The following is an 18,290-nucleotide window of genomic DNA, read 5'->3' on the forward strand; positions in this document are numbered from 1 at the left end:
GGCTCCGCGCACCCCAAAATCAGAGAATCACCAAAATGGGGGGCGATGGCCGGCTCCGCATACCCCAAAATCAGAGAACACCAAAATGGGGAGCGATGGATGGCACCGCAAAACGTTCAAAGGGCTGTCCCCTCTCGGGTGACAGCCCTTATCTTTTACCCTTCATACGTCTGAAAAGCGATCGTGGCGTTGTGCCCGCCAAAGCCGAACGAGTTATTTAACGCGACCGTCGCGTTGATGGGTTTCTTTTCGTTGGCCGCGTAATCGAGATCACATTCCGGGTCAGGGTTGTGCAAATTAATGGTCGGTGCTGCCATCTGAGCCCTGAGGGATTGTATGGTGAAGATGGCTTCGACCGCACCTGTGGAGCCCAATAAATGCCCGGTCATCGATTTCGTGGAGCTCACCACAAGATCGTGGGCATGATCGCAAAATACCTGCTTGATCGCCGTCGTTTCATATTTGTCGTTAAATGGGGTGCTCGTTCCGTGAGCATTGATATAGCCTACATTTGTTTTTTCAATCGCCCCATCGGATATCGCCTCTTCCATTGCTCTGGCTGCCCCTTCTCCATCCGGAGCTGGCGCTGTCATGTGGTAAGCATCGCCTGTGGAGCCATATCCGATAAGTTCGGCATAAATCTTGGCCCCCCGCGCTTCTGCGGATTCCAACGATTCCAGAATAAGAATGCCGGCCCCTTCGCCCATGACAAAGCCATCCCGTTCGGCATCAAAGGGACGAGAAGCTTTCGCAGGGTCGTCCGTAGTCGTAATCGCTTTGGCAGCGGAGAAACCGGCGACCGCCATATTCGTGATCGGCGCTTCCGTGCCCCCGGTAATCATGGCGTCAGCGTCACCTCTTTGTATGACTTTGAAGGCATCGCCGATGGAATTCGTTCCTGATGCACACGCGGTAACGGAACAAGAGTTCATTCCTTTCGCCCCTGTCAGAATCGATACTTGTCCCGCAGCCATATCGGGAATCATCATCGGTACGAAAAATGGACTGACCCGCCTGGCACCTTTTTCCATGAATTGTCGGAATTGTGCCTCATAGGTACCCATGCCCCCAATTCCCGAACCGATCCATACACCCACGCGCTCTGCATTCTGATCGCTAATTTGCAAATCGGCATCTTCCAGCGCCATATAGGCAGAAGCGACCGCATACTGCGTGAAAAGGTCCATTTTCCTGGCCTCTTTGCGCTCCAAATAGTTTTCTACCTGAAAATCCTGGACTTCACCGGCAACGTTAACCGGAAATTCTTCTGCATCCAACCTTGTCAATGGGCCAATGCCCGTTTCACCGGCAAGGGCACGCTCCCAGGATTCATCCAGATGATTTCCGAGTGGATTCACCGTCCCCATGCCCGTGACTACAACCCGATGCTTCATCTTTATTCTCTCCTTTTAGAAAACTTGTCTGATCGTTATAATCCCGAGACTCGGCCTACCGTCCCCAGCGCAGGGCTAATCCGCCCCATACAAGACCGGAGCCGAATCCGACCATCACGACTAAATCCCCATCCTTGATTTTACCACGATTTATCTCTTCAACAAGAGCGATCGGAATTGAAGATGAAGACGTATTTCCATATTTATGCACGGTTGAGGACATTTTTTCCTTAGGCAGTTCCAACCTTTCCCGCGCCGCTTCCATAATGCGAATGTTCGCCTGGTGGGGGACGAGAAAATCGACATCATCTTTTGTAAGATGAGCTTTTTCCAACATATTCATGCATGTATCGCCCATTTGCCGTACTGCGAATTTGAATACTTCACGTCCGTTCATATAGAGGTACGGGTCTGCTTTAATATGCTGGGCGCCACTCCCGTCAGCCCCCAGTTCAAAGGACACCAGCCCGCGATTATCACTTACGGGACCGACGACGGCCGCGCCTGACCCGTCACCAAAAAGAACCGCCGTATTGCGGTCTGTAAAATCCGTAACTTTGGACAATTTTTCCGTACCGACGACGAGGATCCGTTCATAACTACCGGTGGCGACGAATTGGCTGGCGGTAACAACCCCGTAGGCAAAACCTGCGCAGGCGGCACCAATATCCATGGCTGCGGCATTTTTCGCTCCCAGACGCTCCTGAATCAATGCTGATACCGACGGGAATGGATAATCACCGGTTACGGAAGCAACGATGATCAAGTCCAGGTCTTCGGCTCTTTCCTCCGCGTGTTCCAGGGCACGAACCGCAGCAAAATAAGACATATCAGAGGTGTCCACGTCGTCATCGGCAAAAACGCGTCGTTCAATCCCTGTACGCGTGCGAATCCACTCATCACTCGTGTCCAATGTCTCTTCAAACTCTTTATTTGTGACTTCCCGACCTTCAGTATAACTACCGATCCCGTAGATGCCGGCTTGACGCATACTATTCCCCTCCCAGGTAAGATTTTGGGTTCGTATTATGACCTAGTCTTAATTTTAACTTACTTCCTTAGGCTCCGCAACATGAAAAAACCGTGCCTCTTCGACAGAGGGGCACGGTTTTTCGTTTGCTTACCAACCATAAGGCGGGCGGGGAGGTCCGTAACCGGGACCGGGACCGAACCCTGGAGGCGGCTCAGGGACCGCTGGCTTTTTATAAATCGGACCATAGTTGGGCCCATAGTTAGGGCCAAAACTTGGGCCATAGTGTGGCCCGTAGCTGATAGGTGGCGGCGGTCCACCATATCCATATCCGCCAAATGCACCGCTTAGAAGCGGCGCTGCCGCGAGACCGGCAACAAATGGAAGAAAAAAGCCTATTCGTTCTTCCCCGGCATATGGATCCTGGGGGTAAGGACGATAAACAGCGTGTCGATACGGCTCGGCAGGATACAACGGAAGCATCAGTCTCTTCCTTTCTAAAGAAAACTTGGCTTAAGCCTTAGTTGTGCTTATCTGCCAACATAGGCTACTGCCGTAGTTTATGACAGCTGCACGTGGGAGGTGATAGCGCTCAGCGTCTCATTCTGGTTGCGGGCGATATTTCATGTATATATATTCGGCGACAAACGCCAGGATAAGGGCGACGATAACATTGACGGTCTCGGCAAAAGGTGCATAACTTATCAAGGTCAGATAGACGAAGAGTGCCACTACGGTAAAGATCAATACACCAAAGATCAAGTGCATGTCATCAACCCCTCGTATAGTATATTATTGGTTCATTGTAACAAAAAATCCCCTGAAAAGGGGATAACAGATCTAGCGCATCACCGCCTGCAAAATCGCTTTTTGCACGTGCAGACGATTTTCCGCCTGGTCGAAGACGACCGATTGTGGACCGTCAATCACCTCGGCGCTCACTTCCTCGCCTCGGTGGGCAGGCAGGCAATGCATAAAGATAGCTTCTTTTTTAGCCAAAGACATCAACTCTTCGTTGACTTGGTAACGTCTAAATGCCTTGTTTCGTTTATCTGCCTCTTTTTCCACGCCCATGCTTACCCAGACATCGGTATAGACGATATCAGCGTCTTGCAATGCTTCCCGGGGATCGACGACATGCGCCACCTTGCTTCCTGTTTGCTCGGCAATGGCTCGCGCTTCTGCCCAAACATCCGCCTCGCCTTCATATCCTTCGGGCGTCGATAACGTGATGTCCATGCCGAGCTTGGCTGCAATGATCATCACTGAGTGGGCGACATTGTTGCCATCCCCGACATAGACGAGTTTACGCCCGTTCAACTGGTCAAGATGTTCCTGAACGGTCAGCATGTCGGCCAACGCCTGGCACGGGTGATACCAGTCTGTAAGCGCGTTAATCACCGGCACCTCGCTCTTTTCGGCGAGACGCTTCACCTTTTCATGATCGTTGGCGCGGATCATGATGCCATCGACGTAACGGGAGAGCACCTTCGCGGTGTCATCAACCGGTTCCCCGCGCCCGATTTGCAAGTCGGTACTGTTTAAAAACAGCGCGTGGCCGCCAAGCTGGGTCATCCCCACCTCGAAAGAAACCCTCGTCCGCGTGGACGCATTTTCAAAAATCATCCCGAGCGAGCGGCCGGCTAACGTTTGCTGAGTGGCCCCCTGTTGCTGTTGCTCCTTAAGCCGGCGCGCGCTTTCCAGCAGTTGTTCGATTTCGCCCGTGGCATAATCCGCCCACGTTAAGACATCTCTGCCCTGTAAAAATTGGCCCACGACCACTTCCGGGTTTTTTTCCATTTCTGTCACGTCCTTTGTTGGTTGCACTAGAAAGTTGATTTATACTTTCTCATCTGCCAAATCTAACTGCTTCCAGGTTTCCGCGGCCCGCACTTCATGTTTGTTGCTACGGGCTTCTACCAGCTCGTGTAGAGTTTTTGGGTCGGTCACGATCATTTTCCGGCTTCGTTCCGCTGCCAGGCGTTCACTGGCAAATTCCCGGCTGCCGGCGGAAGGAATACTGATATAGAGAAGTCCGTTTTCCTCTTCCAGCCAGTCGTCGAAAGCATAAGTTTCGGTATTATAGAGGGTGAAGCCCATGTCCTCCAACGCTTTAAGCACCGGTTCACAGGCTGCTTGCTGACCGCCCGCAATATGGTAAAAAATGCTGCCTGTTTTCTCGTAAATGGCGGGCATTTGACCATCTTTCCAGGCAAACGCCTGCTTCATCGCTTCTTCTTTGGTTTCGCCAAAGCTGAGCAGCTCGCCGGTCGATGTCATTTCCGCGCCTAGCAACGGGTCCAGGCCCGGTAATTTTTCTGTAGAAAAAACAGGAGCTTTCACGGCATAATAGGACGTCTCCGGCGCCAATCCCCTTTTATCTCCAAACACTTGGACCCAGTCATATCCCAACAACAACTGCACCGCTTGCTCGATGAGGTTATTCCCGCTCGCTTTCGCGAAAATCGGTACCGTCCGCGAGGCCCGGGGGTTTATTTCAATCACATACAAGGTCCCTTCCGATAAAACGAATTGAATATTGAAGGGTCCGACGAAATCCAGCTGCCGCGCCATTTTTTCCGCATAGGTAACGATTTGCCGCTTGTGGGTATCCGAGAGGTCATAGGGCGGGGTGATCGCGATCGAGTCGCCGGAATGAACCCCCGCTTTTTCGATATGCTCAAATATGCCCGGAATATAGACGTTGCTGCCGTCTGTGATAACATCGACTTCCAGTTCCTTGCCGGCAAAATAAGCATCGATAAGAATCGGATAAGCGATTCTATTATCCTCTGCCTCCACATACGCTTGCAATGCTTGTTCCGATGTGAAAATGGACATCCCCTGGCCGCCGATCACATAGGACGGGCGTAATAAAACGGGATAGCCGATGTCCCTCGCTTTAGCCATCGTATCCTCGGCATCGACACCTGTCTGCCCGGGGATATGCGGAATGTGAGCCTTTTGCATAAAATTATAAAAGCGGCCCCGGTCTTCCAGTTGGTCAATGACGTCAAAGGAGGCGCCGTACAGTTTTAATCCTGCGTCTTCAAGCGCTTCCGTCAGGGCGATACTCGTTTGCCCGCCCAGTTGCAGCAAAACGCCTTCCACTTGTTCCCGTTCGGCAACATGAATGACGTCTTCTGCCGTAAGCGGTTCAAAATAAAGCTTGTCGGCGGTCTCGTAATCAGTGCTCACCGTTTCCGGATTGTTGTTCATCATAATCGCTTCGTAACCGAGCTCTTTAACCGCTTGTGCCCCGTTCACCGAACAATAGTCAAACTCGATCCCCTGTCCGATACGAATCGGTCCCGAGCCGACGAGCAGGATACCGGGCTTATGATCGTTAACGCTTACTTCATCTCTCCCGCTATAAGTCGAGTAATAATACGGGGTTTCCGCCTCGAATTCACCCGCGCACGTATCGACGATATGATAGGCCGGAATGATACCTTCCCGGAAACGATAGTCTCGTAACTCGGCTTCTTCCATGCCCCAACACGTGGAGAGCCAGTGATCACTGAATCCGTCCTTTTTGAAAGTGGCCAGCTGTTCGCGCTCGAGCTCGGCAAACGAGGTCGCTTCCGCTCTTTTCTCACCTGCGATCAGGCGCTGGAAATGATCGAGAAAGAAACGGTCGATAGACGTGATCACCGCCAAGTGCTCGCTCGTGTATTCGCGCCTCATTAATTCGAGGATATAGAAAAAACGGCGGTCATCGGCATTCGTCAGGGCCGCTTCGAGATCAGCGGCGGCCATCTCATCGACGCCCGGCCACTTCAAGCCGTCGAGATTGATTTCCAACGATCTTACCGCTTTTTGCAAGGCTGCTTGCATGTTTCGTTCAATCGCCATCACTTCGCCGGTGGCTTTCATCTGGGTGCCGAGCGTCCGGTCTGCGTCCATGAATTTGTCAAAGGGCCAGCGAGGGAACTTGACGATGGCGTAATCGAGGGCAGGCTCGAAGCTGGCGTACGTATGCGCCGTCACCGGGTTTTTCAGCTCATGCAGGCCATACCCGAGCCCGACTTTTGCCGCCAGGCGGGCGATCGGATACCCCGTAGCTTTGGAAGCAAGGGCGGAGGAACGACTCACACGCGGGTTGACCTCGATGAGATAATATTGATCGCTGTAAGGATCAAGGGCAAACTGAATGTTGCAACCTCCGACGATGCCGAGCGCCCGAATCACTTTCGTCGAAGCGGAACGCAACCGCTGATAATCGTCATCGCTTAACGTCTGCGAGGGGGCAACGACGATAGAGTCCCCGGTGTGAATGCCGACCGGATCGATATTTTCCATATTGCAAACGGTGATACACGTATCGTTGGCATCACGCATCACTTCGTACTCGATTTCCTTGAAACCGGCGATGCTTTTTTCCACGAGACATTGCTCGATGGGGCTCGCCTCGAGGCCGCCGGTGACGATCGTTTCCAGTTCGGCTTCATCCTTCGCAATGCCGCCGCCCCCGCCGCCAAGTGTATAAGCCGGGCGGACGATAATCGGATAACCCACCTCCGCGGCAAACGTCACCGCTTCTGCGGAAGTCGTCACAATCGTGCTCTCAGGAACAGGTTCATGCAAAGCCTGCATCAGGCTGCGGAAAGCCTCGCGATCTTCCCCCTGTTGAATGGAAGACATGGGGGTGCCGAGAAGTTCGGTGCCAAAACGTTCCAAAATCCCTGATTCATGGGCAGCAAGCGCCAGGTTCAGGCCGGTTTGTCCGCCCATCGTAGCGAGCAATCCATCCGGACGTTCTTTTTCGAGCACACTTTGCAGGGAAGCGAGTGTGAGAGGCTCAAAATAAACCTTATCCGCACAGGTATCATCGGTCATGACGGTGGCCGGGTTGTTGTTGATGAGGACGACTTCGCAACCTTCTTCCCGAAGTGCCAGACATGCTTGCGTTCCGGCATAGTCAAACTCGGCAGCCTGCCCGATGACAATCGGGCCCGAACCGAGCACGAGGATTTTTCTTAAGCTTGTTTTCTTAGGCATGAATGGTCACTTCTTTCTCCTCTGCGATCATTTGGAAAATCGTTAAAAATAAGTGCTGGCTATCTTCCGGCCCCGGGTTCGCTTCCGGATGATACTGCACGGATTTGATCGGCAACCGCTTATGGGCCAACCCTTCCACGGAGTCGTCGTTGACGTTGACGTGAGTGACGACTAAATCCGTCCCTTCCAGCGATGCTTTGTCAACGACGTAACTGTGGTTTTGCGCCGTCATATCCACGCGGCCCGAAGCCTTCTCCAGCACGGGCTGATTGGCACCGCGATGACCGAATTTCAATTTCGACGTATCTCCGCCGAAAGCGAGCGCGATCAGCTGATGCCCGAGGCAAATGGCGAATGTAGGGTATTGCATGATCGCGGCTTTAATCTCTGGAAGCTGCTCCTCCAGTTGCTTCGGGTTACCCGGACCGTTTGTCAGAAGCAATCCATCGGGTGCAAACGCCTGGATCGTTTTAAGATCTGTATCAAAAGGTACGACCGTCACTTTCGCTCCATGGGCGCAGAGGGCATCCACCATAGCCTTTTTATGGCCAAAGTCCACGAGTACGATATGCGTGTCTCCCGAACCGTGCGTTTCAGTTTCACTCGTGGAGACCTCATTAACGAGCGGCTTCTCTTCGATGGATGTATAATGATTCCAGACGACCGTATCCGGATCGGTCGTCATCACCGCGCCCATCGCCCCCGACTTTCGGATGGTTTTCACGAGGGCACGTGTATCAACGTCTGTGAGAATGGGAACACCTACTTTTTCTGCATGTGAGGCGAGCGTCTCTTCCGACTGATAATGATACCCATCACTCGCGCATTCCCCCATAACGAGGGCGCGGGGATGCCACTCCTCACTCTGGTCCTTCCCGGGATGAACACCGTAGTTACCGATGAACGGGTAAGTGAAGATGACGATTTGGCCGCGGTAAGAAGGATCGGTGGCAACTTCCTGATATCCGGTCATTCCTGTAAAAAATACCGCCTCCCCGAAAACATCCGTCCGTTCCTCACCTATGAATTGTCCCGAAAAAATATCGCCGTTTTCCAGAACGATATACCCTTTCATCGTAACCATCTCCTTTACGCCGTCGTTTTCACCGTTTCTTTAATGGCTTCTGCCACGATTTCCAAACCTGCCGTTAACCGTTCCGAGCTGATCGTAAGCGGCGGTAGCAGCCGAATCACTTTTTCCCCGGCCGGCAGGGCGACCAACCCTTTTTCCTGCATGTTTGTAAGCATGGAAGCGACCGGTTGCTCACAAGCAATACCGATCATTAACCCATCACCGCGAATTTCCGTCACCTCAGCAACGTCTTTCAGCTGCTCGTGCAACGATTGAAACGCGCGTTTGCTCTTTTCTTCGACACTGTCGAGCAGGCCGGGCGTGTTCAAGACTTGTAAAGTACCTGCAACCGCCGCCATCGCAAGGGGATTGCCGCCAAATGTCGTGCCGTGACTGCCCGGACCGAAATGGCCTTCCAGTTCTTTCTTGCCGATCATGGCGGCGACGGGGAATCCATTTCCCAACCCTTTGGCTGTGGTAATGATATCCGGGGACAAGTCAAATTTCTGGTAGGCAAAAGGGACGCCGGTTCGGCCCATGCCCGTTTGGATTTCATCGATGATAAGCAAGGCGCCGTGTTGTTTCGCCACTGCTTCGGCCTTTTCCAGAAAAGCTTTGTGTGCCGGGATGACGCCGCCTTCTCCCTGGATCGTCTCAAGTACGATCGCGGCGGTGTCCTCACTTACATAGGTTTCCAGTTGGTCGCTCTCGTTGAAAGGGGCGTACGTGAAGCCTTTCGGGAGAGGCGCAAACCCTTCCTGGATTTTCGTTTGCCCGGTAGCAGCCATGCTTCCGTACGTCCGACCATGGAACGATTGCGTAAAAGACACAATCTCCGTTCGACCCGTCGCTTTACGCGCAAGCTTGATCGCCGCTTCATTGGCTTCCGATCCGCTGTTGGCGAAAAATACCAAATCCAACGCCGTGATCTTCGCCAGTTGGCCTGCGACTTGTTCTTGTTGTTCATACTGAAAAAAATTGGACCCGTGCCAGCCCCGATGCAGTTGTTTTTCCACGGCTTTGACAATGTCCGGGTGATTGTGTCCCATGTTTACCGTCCCGATGCCGCTCATAAAATCGATAAAGGCCCGGCCATCGGTTGTTGTAATCGTATCTTCATGAGCCGAAGCAAATGTTAAGTTCCAGCGCTTATATGTGGGAAACGTGTGTGTCGCCATCTTTTTCACCTGCCATTGCCTTTACAATTGTCGTTCCGCCTTCTCCTTCACCGCCGATGATCGTTACTTTTTTGACAGAACCTTTAAGAGATTGAATCGCCGCTTCGACTTTCGGAATCATTCCCCCGTAAATCGTGCCTTTCGCGATCATGTCATTTACTTCTTCCTCGCTGATATAGTCAAGTGGCTCGCCATCCTGTAAAATGCCCGGAACGTCGGTCACGAACATCACTTCTTCCGCTTCCAGTGCCTGGGCGTAATGGGCGGCAGCCGTATCCGCGTTCATGTTTAAACGCATGCCGTTCTTACCGGCGACGAGCGGTGAGATCACAGGTGTGAGCCCGATGGCTGTCACTTGCTGAATGAGCGTGGGATTGACTTGCACGGCTTCTCCGACAAGTCCCAGCTTTTTTTCATCGAGGAGTTTCGCTTCGATCATAGGGCCATCGCATCCGGATAAGCCGACGCTATTTAAACCGGCAGCCTGCAGTTTCGCGCAGATCATGGGATTGACTTTACCGTTAAAGACCATATCCGCAACGTTCAGCACTTCCCTCGTCGTTCGCCGCAAACCGTTGACAAACGTCGTTTCCACCTGCATCGTCTCGAGCATTTCATTCACTGCGGCTCCACCACCGTGAACGATCACGGGCGTCTTTCCCTGTTCGCGCAAATGAGCCATTCGTTCGTAAAATTGATCCGAAAGTGTGTCAACCGTCGCCCCGCCACATTTGACAACCACGTAAGATCGGCTCATGTCCGGTACCCCGCGTTAATGCGGACGTAATCATACGTCAGGTCGCAACCCCATGCTTTGCCGGTGCCGTCGCCGAGATGAAGATTGACGTCAATGAAGACTTCATCTTGTTGCAAGTGCGCGGTAACCGCTTCTTCCGAGAAATCGACAGGTTCGCTTTGGGATAGCGTCATATACGGACCGATGGCGATGTCAATCGTTTCCGGGTCAATCGTTACGCCGCTATAGCCAATTGCGCAAATGACACGTCCCCAGTTGCCATCAGTGCCAAAAACTGCAGTTTTTAAGAGATCAGATCCGACGATTTGTTTGGCAATCTTTCCCGCGTCTTCATCCGTCGGCGCCCCTTGAACATTCACTTCCACAAGTTTCGTCGCTCCTTCGCCATCACGGGCAATCTGCTTGGATTGTTCAATGCAGACACATTCGAGGGTCTGCATAAAATGAGTCCAGTCCGGGTGACCCGGATGTAAAGGCTCGTGGCCGGCTTGCCCGTTCGCGAGCGTCAACACCATGTCATTGGTGGACGTGTCTCCATCAATCGTGATGCGATTGTACGTACGATCGGTGATTTCGGAAAGTGCCTGCTGTAAATAGTCAGGAGCGATGTTCGCGTCAGTTGTGACGAAGCTGAGCATCGTCGCCATATTCGGATGAATCATGCCGGAGCCTTTGGCGACTCCGCCGATATGAACCGTTTTACCGTCAATTTCGGTGGCATAACACGTCTCTTTCGTGCACGTATCCGTCGTTAAAATCGACTCGGCAAACGCATTGGCCGCTGCGCGATTCGTCTCCGGCTGCAACTGCGCGATGCCGGGAAGGATGTTTTCCATCTGCAGACGTTCGCCGATCGTTCCTGTTGAAGCGACCGCTACATCGAGGGGATCCAGGTTTAACGCCTGTGCGGTTTGATCCCGCATGTCATACGCATCCGCGACGCCCACTTTACCCATACAGGCATTGGCCTGCCCGCTGTTGGCGACGACCGCGCGTAATGTGTCTCCCGCGGCAATGCTTTCTCTCGTGACATCCAGGGGTGCTGCCTGAATTTGATTCAATGTATACACCGCCGCGGCCGAGGCGGGTACATCAGAGACGATCACACCCAGGTCTTTACGTTTTCTTTTCACTTTTGCATGGAGGCCTGCCGCTTTAAAGCCGGCAGGCGTATGGACGCTTCCATCCGCGATCTTTTGCATGCATCCTTTGACTGTCGTGCTGCTCGCCATGTTCTTTACCCTCCCATTTCTTATGGATAGATCGGAAATTGCTCCAGCCCTTCGGTTGCATCGAACCCTTTCATGATATTGGCATTTTGCAGTGCCTGCCCCGCGGCTCCCTTGACGAGATTGTCAAGCACGGAAACGATGGTGAGCCGGTTTGTACGGGAATCATAATCAAGGAAAATATCACAGTAATTGCTGCCGTAGACTTCTTTTGCCGCCGGAAAGCCTTTTTCACGCACGCGTACGAAAGGGTGACGTTCATATGCATGTTTATATACATCCAGCCATTCCCGTGCGTTCAGTTCCGATGTACATTCAGCATACATCGTTGCCATAATCCCCCGGCTCATCGGAACGAGGTGAGGGGTGAAAGTGATCGCCCCTGCTTCCGGACTCCATTCGGCGAGCAGCTGCTCAATTTCCGGTGTATGCTTGTGCGTATTCACTTTGTATATTTTCATAGATTCATTCATTTCGCTGAAATGCGTGATCGATGACGGGTTTTTACCGGCGCCGGTTGTGCCGGTCTTCGCATCAATGATGACTGATTTCATATTGATGAGCCCGCGTTTCACGGCAGGTGCGAGCCCGAGGAGAATCGCCGTCGGATAACAACCGGGATTGGCGGTAAGTTTTGCGCCGCGAATCGCTTGCTCATTCCATTCCGATAAGCCATAAACCGCCTGCTCGGTGAGCGAGGTATCTGCTGCCTCCCGTCCATACCAGGCTTCATATACACGTTTATCTTTTAACCTGAAATCCCCGGATAGGTCGACGATGGCCGCCGCCCCTTCCAGCAATCCTCCGGCAAGTGTGGCTGCCACCCCGGGCGGCGCCGATAAGAAAACAATGTCATATTCATTGGCCAGCTCGTTTGTATCGATCGGTTGCAAGCGACCTTTATACACATCCTGAAGGTGCGGATAGGTTGACGTTAAAGGTTCTTCCGCCTGCGTGGAGGAGAACACCGAGATCTCAGTGACATGCCGGTGCTGTCGCAATAACCGAATTAATTCAATGCCGCCGTATCCTGTTGCTCCGACAATCGCCACTTTCATAATGTTGCACCCCATTTAATATTTATGCATTTTCATGTATTCATTGTAACGGTGGATAAACATAAATTCAAGTGTATTTTTATAATTTGGGTGGCTTGAACTACTCCACCTTAATTTCTGACGACATTTGAAGATGGAGATTCCTAAAAACACCTTCGTAACCGAAAGTTTTGATTAGGCTATCCCCGCAGTCCCTGCGGTTAATCGTAATGCTTCATTACGAATGTTTTTACTTGCGTTAATATCTCTATCGTGGTGCGTGTGGCATTCGGAGCATTCCCACGTACGCAACGCAAGATTTTTAACGTCTTGGTTTCGATGCCCACAACTTGAACAAAGTTGGCTGGAAGGGAAGTTTTTGGCCACCGTTATCACCTGCTTTCCATACCATTTTGCTTTATATTCAAGCATGGTGCGAAAACGCGACCAACTTACCTCACTAACCGCTTTGGCTAAGTTGTGGTTTTTCAGCATATTCGATACTTGCAAGTCTTCAATACCGATCATGTCGTGGTTTTTGACAATGTCAGTAGAGATTTTATGCAAGTAATCATGACGTGCGTTTTCAATTTTCTCATGAAGCCGTGCAACTTTAATGCGCTGCTTATGCCAGTTAGACGAACCTTTTTGTCGCCTTGCAAGGATGCGTTGCGCTTCGGCTAACTTATTTTCTAATGTACGGAAAAACTTAGGATTCTTGTGAATGGTGCCATCCGAAAGAATGGCGAAGTCTTTAATCCCAACGTCAACGCCAACAGATTCACCTGTTTTTTGTAATTCTTCTGTTTCTGTTTCGGCGAGAACGGAAACAAAATATTTGCCACTTGGTTTACGTTTAATGGTCACGTTGAGTATACGACCTTTGACCTCACGACTTTTGGCGAACTTAACCATACCAAGTTTCGGTAACTTGATTTTGTTATCAAATATCGAAATGTTGCCGTTTGTATGTTTGGTCGTGTAAGATTGCACTTTATTATTTTTGGATTTAAAACGTGGTGCTTCGTTTTGTTTTTTGAAAAACCTCGCATACGCGTTCGCGAGGTTTTTTAGAGAGGATTGAATAGCAATGCTATCCACTTCTTTTAACCAATCCAATTCTTTCTTTAGTTGCGTTAATTGGGAAGAGCAAGCATTGTAGGTTAAGCCCTTTCCAGTTTCTTGGTATTCGCTTTTCCATTTACTCAAAAAATGATTAAACACGAAACGACTGCAACCAATGGTTTTAGCGATTAAAATTTCTTGTTCTTTAGTCGGATAGATACGAAACTTATAAGCTTTATTGACGATCATTGTTGTTCACCCCCCACAAACATTTGTTTGTTTTTATTATACTTTATCCTTTATATTTTGTCTAATTTTTTCGGGCAATAGCCCGAAGGCGATTCATCCCCCACTTTACACTTCGTCAGAAGCAGGGGTCTTCTCGCCTAAAACCGATAAAAAAAATAGAAAGACTTGATTTTGCCGAGAAAAGCGAAAATCATTGTCTTTCTAATGTTATCAGCCAAACCGTTTATTCTTTCTGATCTTGCAAAATTAAACCTGCCCAGGGAATAGCAACCCTCTTACAGGACATCTATTTTTCGTTCCAGCTTACTAATTCTACGGTCATGTTCTCCCCACTTCGTATATTGATACGTTTGCTCTCCCTCAATCTCATGCGTTTTCCCCTTCACCGTCGTCATATCCTCTCGCACAGAGACAAGCTCTTTCGTAATGACATCGGTTTTGCGCTCAATATCAGGGATCCGATCTGCTTTTTCTTTAACTTCTGCTAATGTTATATCCATTCCTTCGACCTTCGTTTCAAGCCCTTTGACCTTCGTTTCTATTCCTGTAACCTTCGTTTCAAGCCCTTCGACCTTCGCTTCTATTCCTGTAACCTTCGTTTCAAGCCCTTCGAACTTTGCTTCCATATGAGACATTCTTTTCCCCGTATCAGTCACTTTTTCCAATATCGTTTCCAGCATTTTTCGATCATCCACCATCCATCGCCCTCGTTTCTTTCAATTTTTATACACGTTCAACAATCTACCTCCATTCTACAATATATCTACTCAATATTGAATAAGATTTCAGCATCCTAATCGTGAAAAAAATCCCAACCCACACGGACAGTGGGATGAGATTATACCCGAACATATACTTTTCCTTTCATAATCAGCCGTGCTGTCCTCTCCAAACCTACATAAGAGACTTCAGTTTCATCGTCGGTCAGGGAGACCATCACTTCCGCGATACCATCCGGATGTCCAATACGTACAACTTCGCTTTGCTGCGTACTTGTCAGTCGGTTGGGAATCGTACCCGGGAGGCGTGTCGATGCAGCAAGATTATACAAACCGCTTCCGGCAAACGTTCGATGCACCTTGCCCATTGATATCATTTTCGCCACGATATCAATATCCTTCTTGTTGATCGTTGTACCCGATGCAGAAACGTAAGTCTGAGGGGGTGCAACGAGCGTTACTTTGGGAACGGCAGGCGCTTTTCGCGCCTCATCAATCGACTCCGCCATGCCGGCCGCAACCGCTGCTTCGCTCCGTACGGTTTCCAGTGCTGCCAACACGTCTTCATTGCCGTTAATCAAATCATTACCTTCCGTCCCATCGAGATGAAAAGCACTTGCTTTCAGGTGGACGAATGGATTGACGAGGTCAACGAATGAATAAGTCCGGTCATTCTCCTTGCGTACATTGCCCAGTGGCAAAGTTTTGCCGGTCTTTCCGCCACCGGGATCGAGAATATGAACGGAATATTTTGCCCCAGGTCTCGCGGTTCCAGGCATTTGATAGGCACCTTGAACTTTAGCCTCATCGTTTGGCGATCGGCACATGAATCGAGATGATTTTTCCAATGTTTGTATTCGATGCTCGAACCGTTACACCAATACCATTGGAGGGATTCACCAGCTGTTCATTGACGGCAAACGCACCGACGGCAGCCATCAAGTTCCCGCACGTCCCCTTATCATCGACGATTTCCTGACCGATGCCAATTTGGTAAAACGTATAGTTCACATCCGCATCTTCTCGTTCAGAAGGAGAAATCACGACAACCTTGCTCGTATGGCTTGTCCCGCTGCCCAGGCCATCAATTTGCGACGGGTTATAGGCATCAACAGCTTCCAGAAAAACCTGCTGTTTCTCCCATTCTTTCGTAGGTAAGTCTTTCTCGTGGAAAAACAGCCCACGGCTCGTTCCTCCACGATAGACACTACAGGAAATGGCATATTGTGCCATCAGCAACCCTCCTGATGCATATATTGTGTTGGTGTCGGCGCGTTTTCATGACTTATTCTGTCACTTTAACATCTGAGTAGATGCTCATAACTGTTAAATGGTATAAATACCCATAAAATAGGCAATGACGAGCATAACGATACTAAAACCCCAGATCCAGAAAAAGGAATACCTAATATGCTGCCCCATATTAGCGCCGGCAAGCCCAATAGCGAGCCATACGGCGGGTGCAAACGGGCTGACGAACGTACCGATAACATTTCCGATGATCATCGCGTAGGCGGTTGAAGCAGCGGGCACCCCGAATTCGGCAGCGGTCGCTTCCACGATCGGCAATACCCCGAAATAGTAAGCATCCGTACTCGTCAGTAAATCCATCGGTACACCGAGGATGCCGACGATGACGTGTATAAAAGGCCCGACAGTTTCAGGAAGAATACTAACCATGGCCAGGGCAATGGAATCAAGCATCCCTGATTCATTCATGACACCGAGAAAGACACCGGCGGCAAGAATGACTGCGGCCATCATCAAGGCAGCAGGTGCATGTGCGCGCACACGGCCCATTTGATCGCTGACGCTTGGATAGTTTATGGGTAGAGCAATCGCTACACCGAGCATGAAAGCAAATTCTGGAGGAACAACATCAAAAAGCATGAGACCTACGACCGCAATGGTCAGCGCAAGGTTGACCCAAATCATGGCCGGGTGCTTCACCGGCTTTTCCTCAGCTGCGTCTGCCTCTTCCTTTTTCCTTCTGGAAAAGTCATCAGCAATGGCTGTCACATCAACACTGTCATTGCTCTCAATTTCTCCGTTTTCCACCCGCTTGGCGATCCGTTTCTTTTCCCGCATACCCAGAAAGGCAGCAAACCCAAGGGCGAGGATAAAGCCGACAATTTGCAAAGGGATTAATGGATACCACAATTGATTGAGGTCGGCGTCAAGAACAGAAGCCGTTCGGGCCATCGGCCCTCCCCAGGGAACCATATTCATGATGGCTGCACTTAACGATACAATCAGCAACAGTAAATACTTGCTCATGTTGAGCTCTTTGTATAATGGAAGGAGCGCCGGGATCGTCAAAAGAAACGTCGTGGCACCGGCACCGTCGAGGTGTGCAAATGTACCAATCACCGCTGTACCCATCGCTACAATGACGACGTTCCCTTTCGTGAGGAGAATCATTCCCCTGACAAGCGGATTAAACAATCCACTATCCTGCATGATACCAAAGAAAATAATGGCGAAGATGAACATGATGACAACATCCATCACCTGTTCGGCACCAGAATCAAAAAATTCCCGTAAATCCTCAAACCCGAATCCTAAAAGCAATGCACCCACAATCGGGATGAGCGTCATGCCTACAATCGGGCTGATTTTCCCCCAGATAAGCAACCCGACGATCGTGAAAATAATCAATAAACCTACGATTGTCAGTGCAACTGAAAAATCTTGTTCCATCTCTCTGTCACTCCCTCATACAGCTGAAAGCGGATACAATCCCCATTTAAAAAAAGCGATGATGCACCCCTTTTGATATATCTACTATCAATAAGTGAAATCTAGCATATATATTTACAGCACAGAAAGATTATACTCATAAGCGATATAATATTCATTATGTTGATTTTGTTCATTTTGTTTAAAAACACACCTTAGCCGAGGTGTGTTTTTCCAAAAATATAACGACGCTCCGGTCTGCCTACATCACCATATTTAAGCTCGGTTTTCACCGCATTGATCGATACCAAATACTCGAGATAGCGCCTGGCTGTTGAGCGGCTCGCTCCTATTTTCTCACCAAGGGTTGCAGCTGTTATACCCTGATCTTTCGTTTTCTTCAATATATCTTCAATGTTATTTAAGGTGATTTCATCAATGCCTTTTGGCAACTCATAATTGGAAGGCTTTGTGGCCTGCTTGCCATCGGCTGATCCGATTAAACGGTCGATGTCTGCTTGATCCATCTCTTCTTTATCGTTGAGCAACTGCCGTTGCCGGTCGTATCGCTCAAGCGTCCATGCAAACCGTTCAAACTCAACTGGTTTTACGATATAATCGAAGGCTCCGCCCCGCATTGATTCTTCAATGATGGACACTTCCTTGGCAGCGGTCATCATAATCACATCCACCTCGTGATAGTGATTGCGGATGGTCCATAATAGCTCCAGCCCTTCAACATCCGGAATATATACATCGAGCAAAATGAGGTCGGGCAGCGTTTGGCTATTATTTAGTTGCTCCATCGTCTCTTCCCCGGTTTTGGCTATCCCAAAGGCCGTGAACCCTTGCATTTTTTCTACAAATTGCCGGTTGATGTCAGCAACCCGAAAATCGTCTTCTACAATGAGCACCTTATAATTCTCTCTCATTCTATTTC

Annotated in this window: 17 protein-coding genes; all 17 read right to left on the reverse strand. The window is 50.1% G+C overall.

Going from position 1 to position 18,290, the window contains the following annotated elements; translation table 11 throughout:
* Nucleotides 1–155: 155 nt before the first annotated feature.
* The 17 genes from fabF to BLS58_RS04865 all read right to left on the reverse strand — a co-directional run bounded on the left by fabF (nt 156) and on the right by BLS58_RS04865 (nt 18,282).
* Nucleotides 156–1,394, reverse strand: coding sequence for a beta-ketoacyl-ACP synthase II (gene fabF, locus BLS58_RS04795; protein WP_176764620.1), 1,239 nt, complete (start codon nt 1,392–1,394; stop codon nt 156–158).
* 55 nt (nt 1,395–1,449) lie between these two features.
* The gene (locus BLS58_RS04800; RefSeq protein WP_090396556.1) at nt 1,450–2,385 is read right to left on the reverse strand and encodes a beta-ketoacyl-ACP synthase III; all 936 of its coding nucleotides are present in this window, start codon (nt 2,383–2,385) and stop codon (nt 1,450–1,452) included.
* A gap of 129 nt (nt 2,386–2,514) precedes the next feature.
* A complete protein-coding gene (locus tag BLS58_RS04805; protein WP_090396558.1) occupies nt 2,515–2,847 on the reverse strand; it encodes a hypothetical protein in 333 nt (110 codons plus the stop codon).
* Between the two features lie 117 nt (nt 2,848–2,964).
* On the reverse strand, nt 2,965–3,132 hold the full coding sequence (locus BLS58_RS17450; RefSeq protein ID WP_176764621.1) for a hypothetical protein: 168 nt from the start codon (nt 3,130–3,132) through the stop codon (nt 2,965–2,967).
* 72 nt (nt 3,133–3,204) lie between these two features.
* Nucleotides 3,205–4,164, reverse strand: a complete 960-nt coding sequence (gene argF, locus BLS58_RS04810) for an ornithine carbamoyltransferase (RefSeq protein WP_090396560.1) — start codon at nt 4,162–4,164, stop codon at nt 3,205–3,207.
* Nucleotides 4,165–4,203: 39 nt separating this feature from the next.
* Nucleotides 4,204–7,365: a carbamoyl-phosphate synthase (glutamine-hydrolyzing) large subunit gene (locus BLS58_RS04815; RefSeq protein WP_090396561.1), complete on the reverse strand. Its 3,162-nt coding sequence runs from the start codon at nt 7,363–7,365 to the stop codon at nt 4,204–4,206.
* Nucleotides 7,358–8,440: a carbamoyl phosphate synthase small subunit gene (locus tag BLS58_RS04820; RefSeq protein ID WP_090396562.1), complete on the reverse strand. Its 1,083-nt coding sequence runs from the start codon at nt 8,438–8,440 to the stop codon at nt 7,358–7,360. Before BLS58_RS04820 ends, BLS58_RS04815 begins: the two co-directional genes overlap by 8 nt.
* A 14-nt stretch (nt 8,441–8,454) precedes the next feature.
* On the reverse strand, nt 8,455–9,615 hold the full coding sequence (locus BLS58_RS04825; RefSeq protein ID WP_090396564.1) for an acetylornithine transaminase: 1,161 nt from the start codon (nt 9,613–9,615) through the stop codon (nt 8,455–8,457).
* Nucleotides 9,587–10,372: an acetylglutamate kinase gene (gene argB, locus BLS58_RS04830; protein ID WP_090396566.1), complete on the reverse strand. Its 786-nt coding sequence runs from the start codon at nt 10,370–10,372 to the stop codon at nt 9,587–9,589. The genes BLS58_RS04825 and argB overlap by 29 nt, the downstream gene beginning before the upstream one ends.
* A complete protein-coding gene (gene argJ, locus BLS58_RS04835; protein WP_090396568.1) occupies nt 10,369–11,604 on the reverse strand; it encodes a bifunctional ornithine acetyltransferase/N-acetylglutamate synthase in 1,236 nt (411 codons plus the stop codon). Before argJ ends, argB begins: the two co-directional genes overlap by 4 nt.
* Before the next feature lie 20 nt (nt 11,605–11,624).
* The gene (argC, locus tag BLS58_RS04840) at nt 11,625–12,659 is read right to left on the reverse strand and encodes an N-acetyl-gamma-glutamyl-phosphate reductase (RefSeq protein ID WP_090396570.1); all 1,035 of its coding nucleotides are present in this window, start codon (nt 12,657–12,659) and stop codon (nt 11,625–11,627) included.
* A gap of 174 nt (nt 12,660–12,833) precedes the next feature.
* The gene (gene tnpB, locus BLS58_RS04845; RefSeq protein ID WP_090396572.1) at nt 12,834–13,952 is read right to left on the reverse strand and encodes an IS200/IS605 family element RNA-guided endonuclease TnpB; all 1,119 of its coding nucleotides are present in this window, start codon (nt 13,950–13,952) and stop codon (nt 12,834–12,836) included.
* A 275-nt stretch (nt 13,953–14,227) separates the two neighbouring features.
* A complete protein-coding gene (locus BLS58_RS04850) occupies nt 14,228–14,650 on the reverse strand; it encodes a hypothetical protein (protein WP_090396574.1) in 423 nt (140 codons plus the stop codon).
* 140 nt (nt 14,651–14,790) lie between these two features.
* Entirely contained in the window at nt 14,791–15,450 is a 660-nt protein-coding gene (locus BLS58_RS18145; RefSeq protein WP_281240990.1) for a PrpF domain-containing protein, read from the reverse strand.
* A gap of 25 nt (nt 15,451–15,475) precedes the next feature.
* Nucleotides 15,476–15,904, reverse strand: coding sequence for a PrpF domain-containing protein (locus tag BLS58_RS18150; protein WP_281240991.1), 429 nt, complete (start codon nt 15,902–15,904; stop codon nt 15,476–15,478).
* Nucleotides 15,905–15,997: 93 nt separating this feature from the next.
* Entirely contained in the window at nt 15,998–17,371 is a 1,374-nt protein-coding gene (locus BLS58_RS04860; protein WP_090396576.1) for a CitMHS family transporter, read from the reverse strand.
* A 194-nt stretch (nt 17,372–17,565) separates the two neighbouring features.
* Entirely contained in the window at nt 17,566–18,282 is a 717-nt protein-coding gene (locus BLS58_RS04865) for a response regulator (RefSeq protein ID WP_090396578.1), read from the reverse strand.
* Nucleotides 18,283–18,290: the final 8 nt, after the last annotated feature.

The sequence above is a fragment of the Natribacillus halophilus genome, assembly GCF_900100185.1.
Classification (GTDB): Bacteria; Bacillota; Bacilli; order Bacillales; family Marinococcaceae; genus Natribacillus; species Natribacillus halophilus.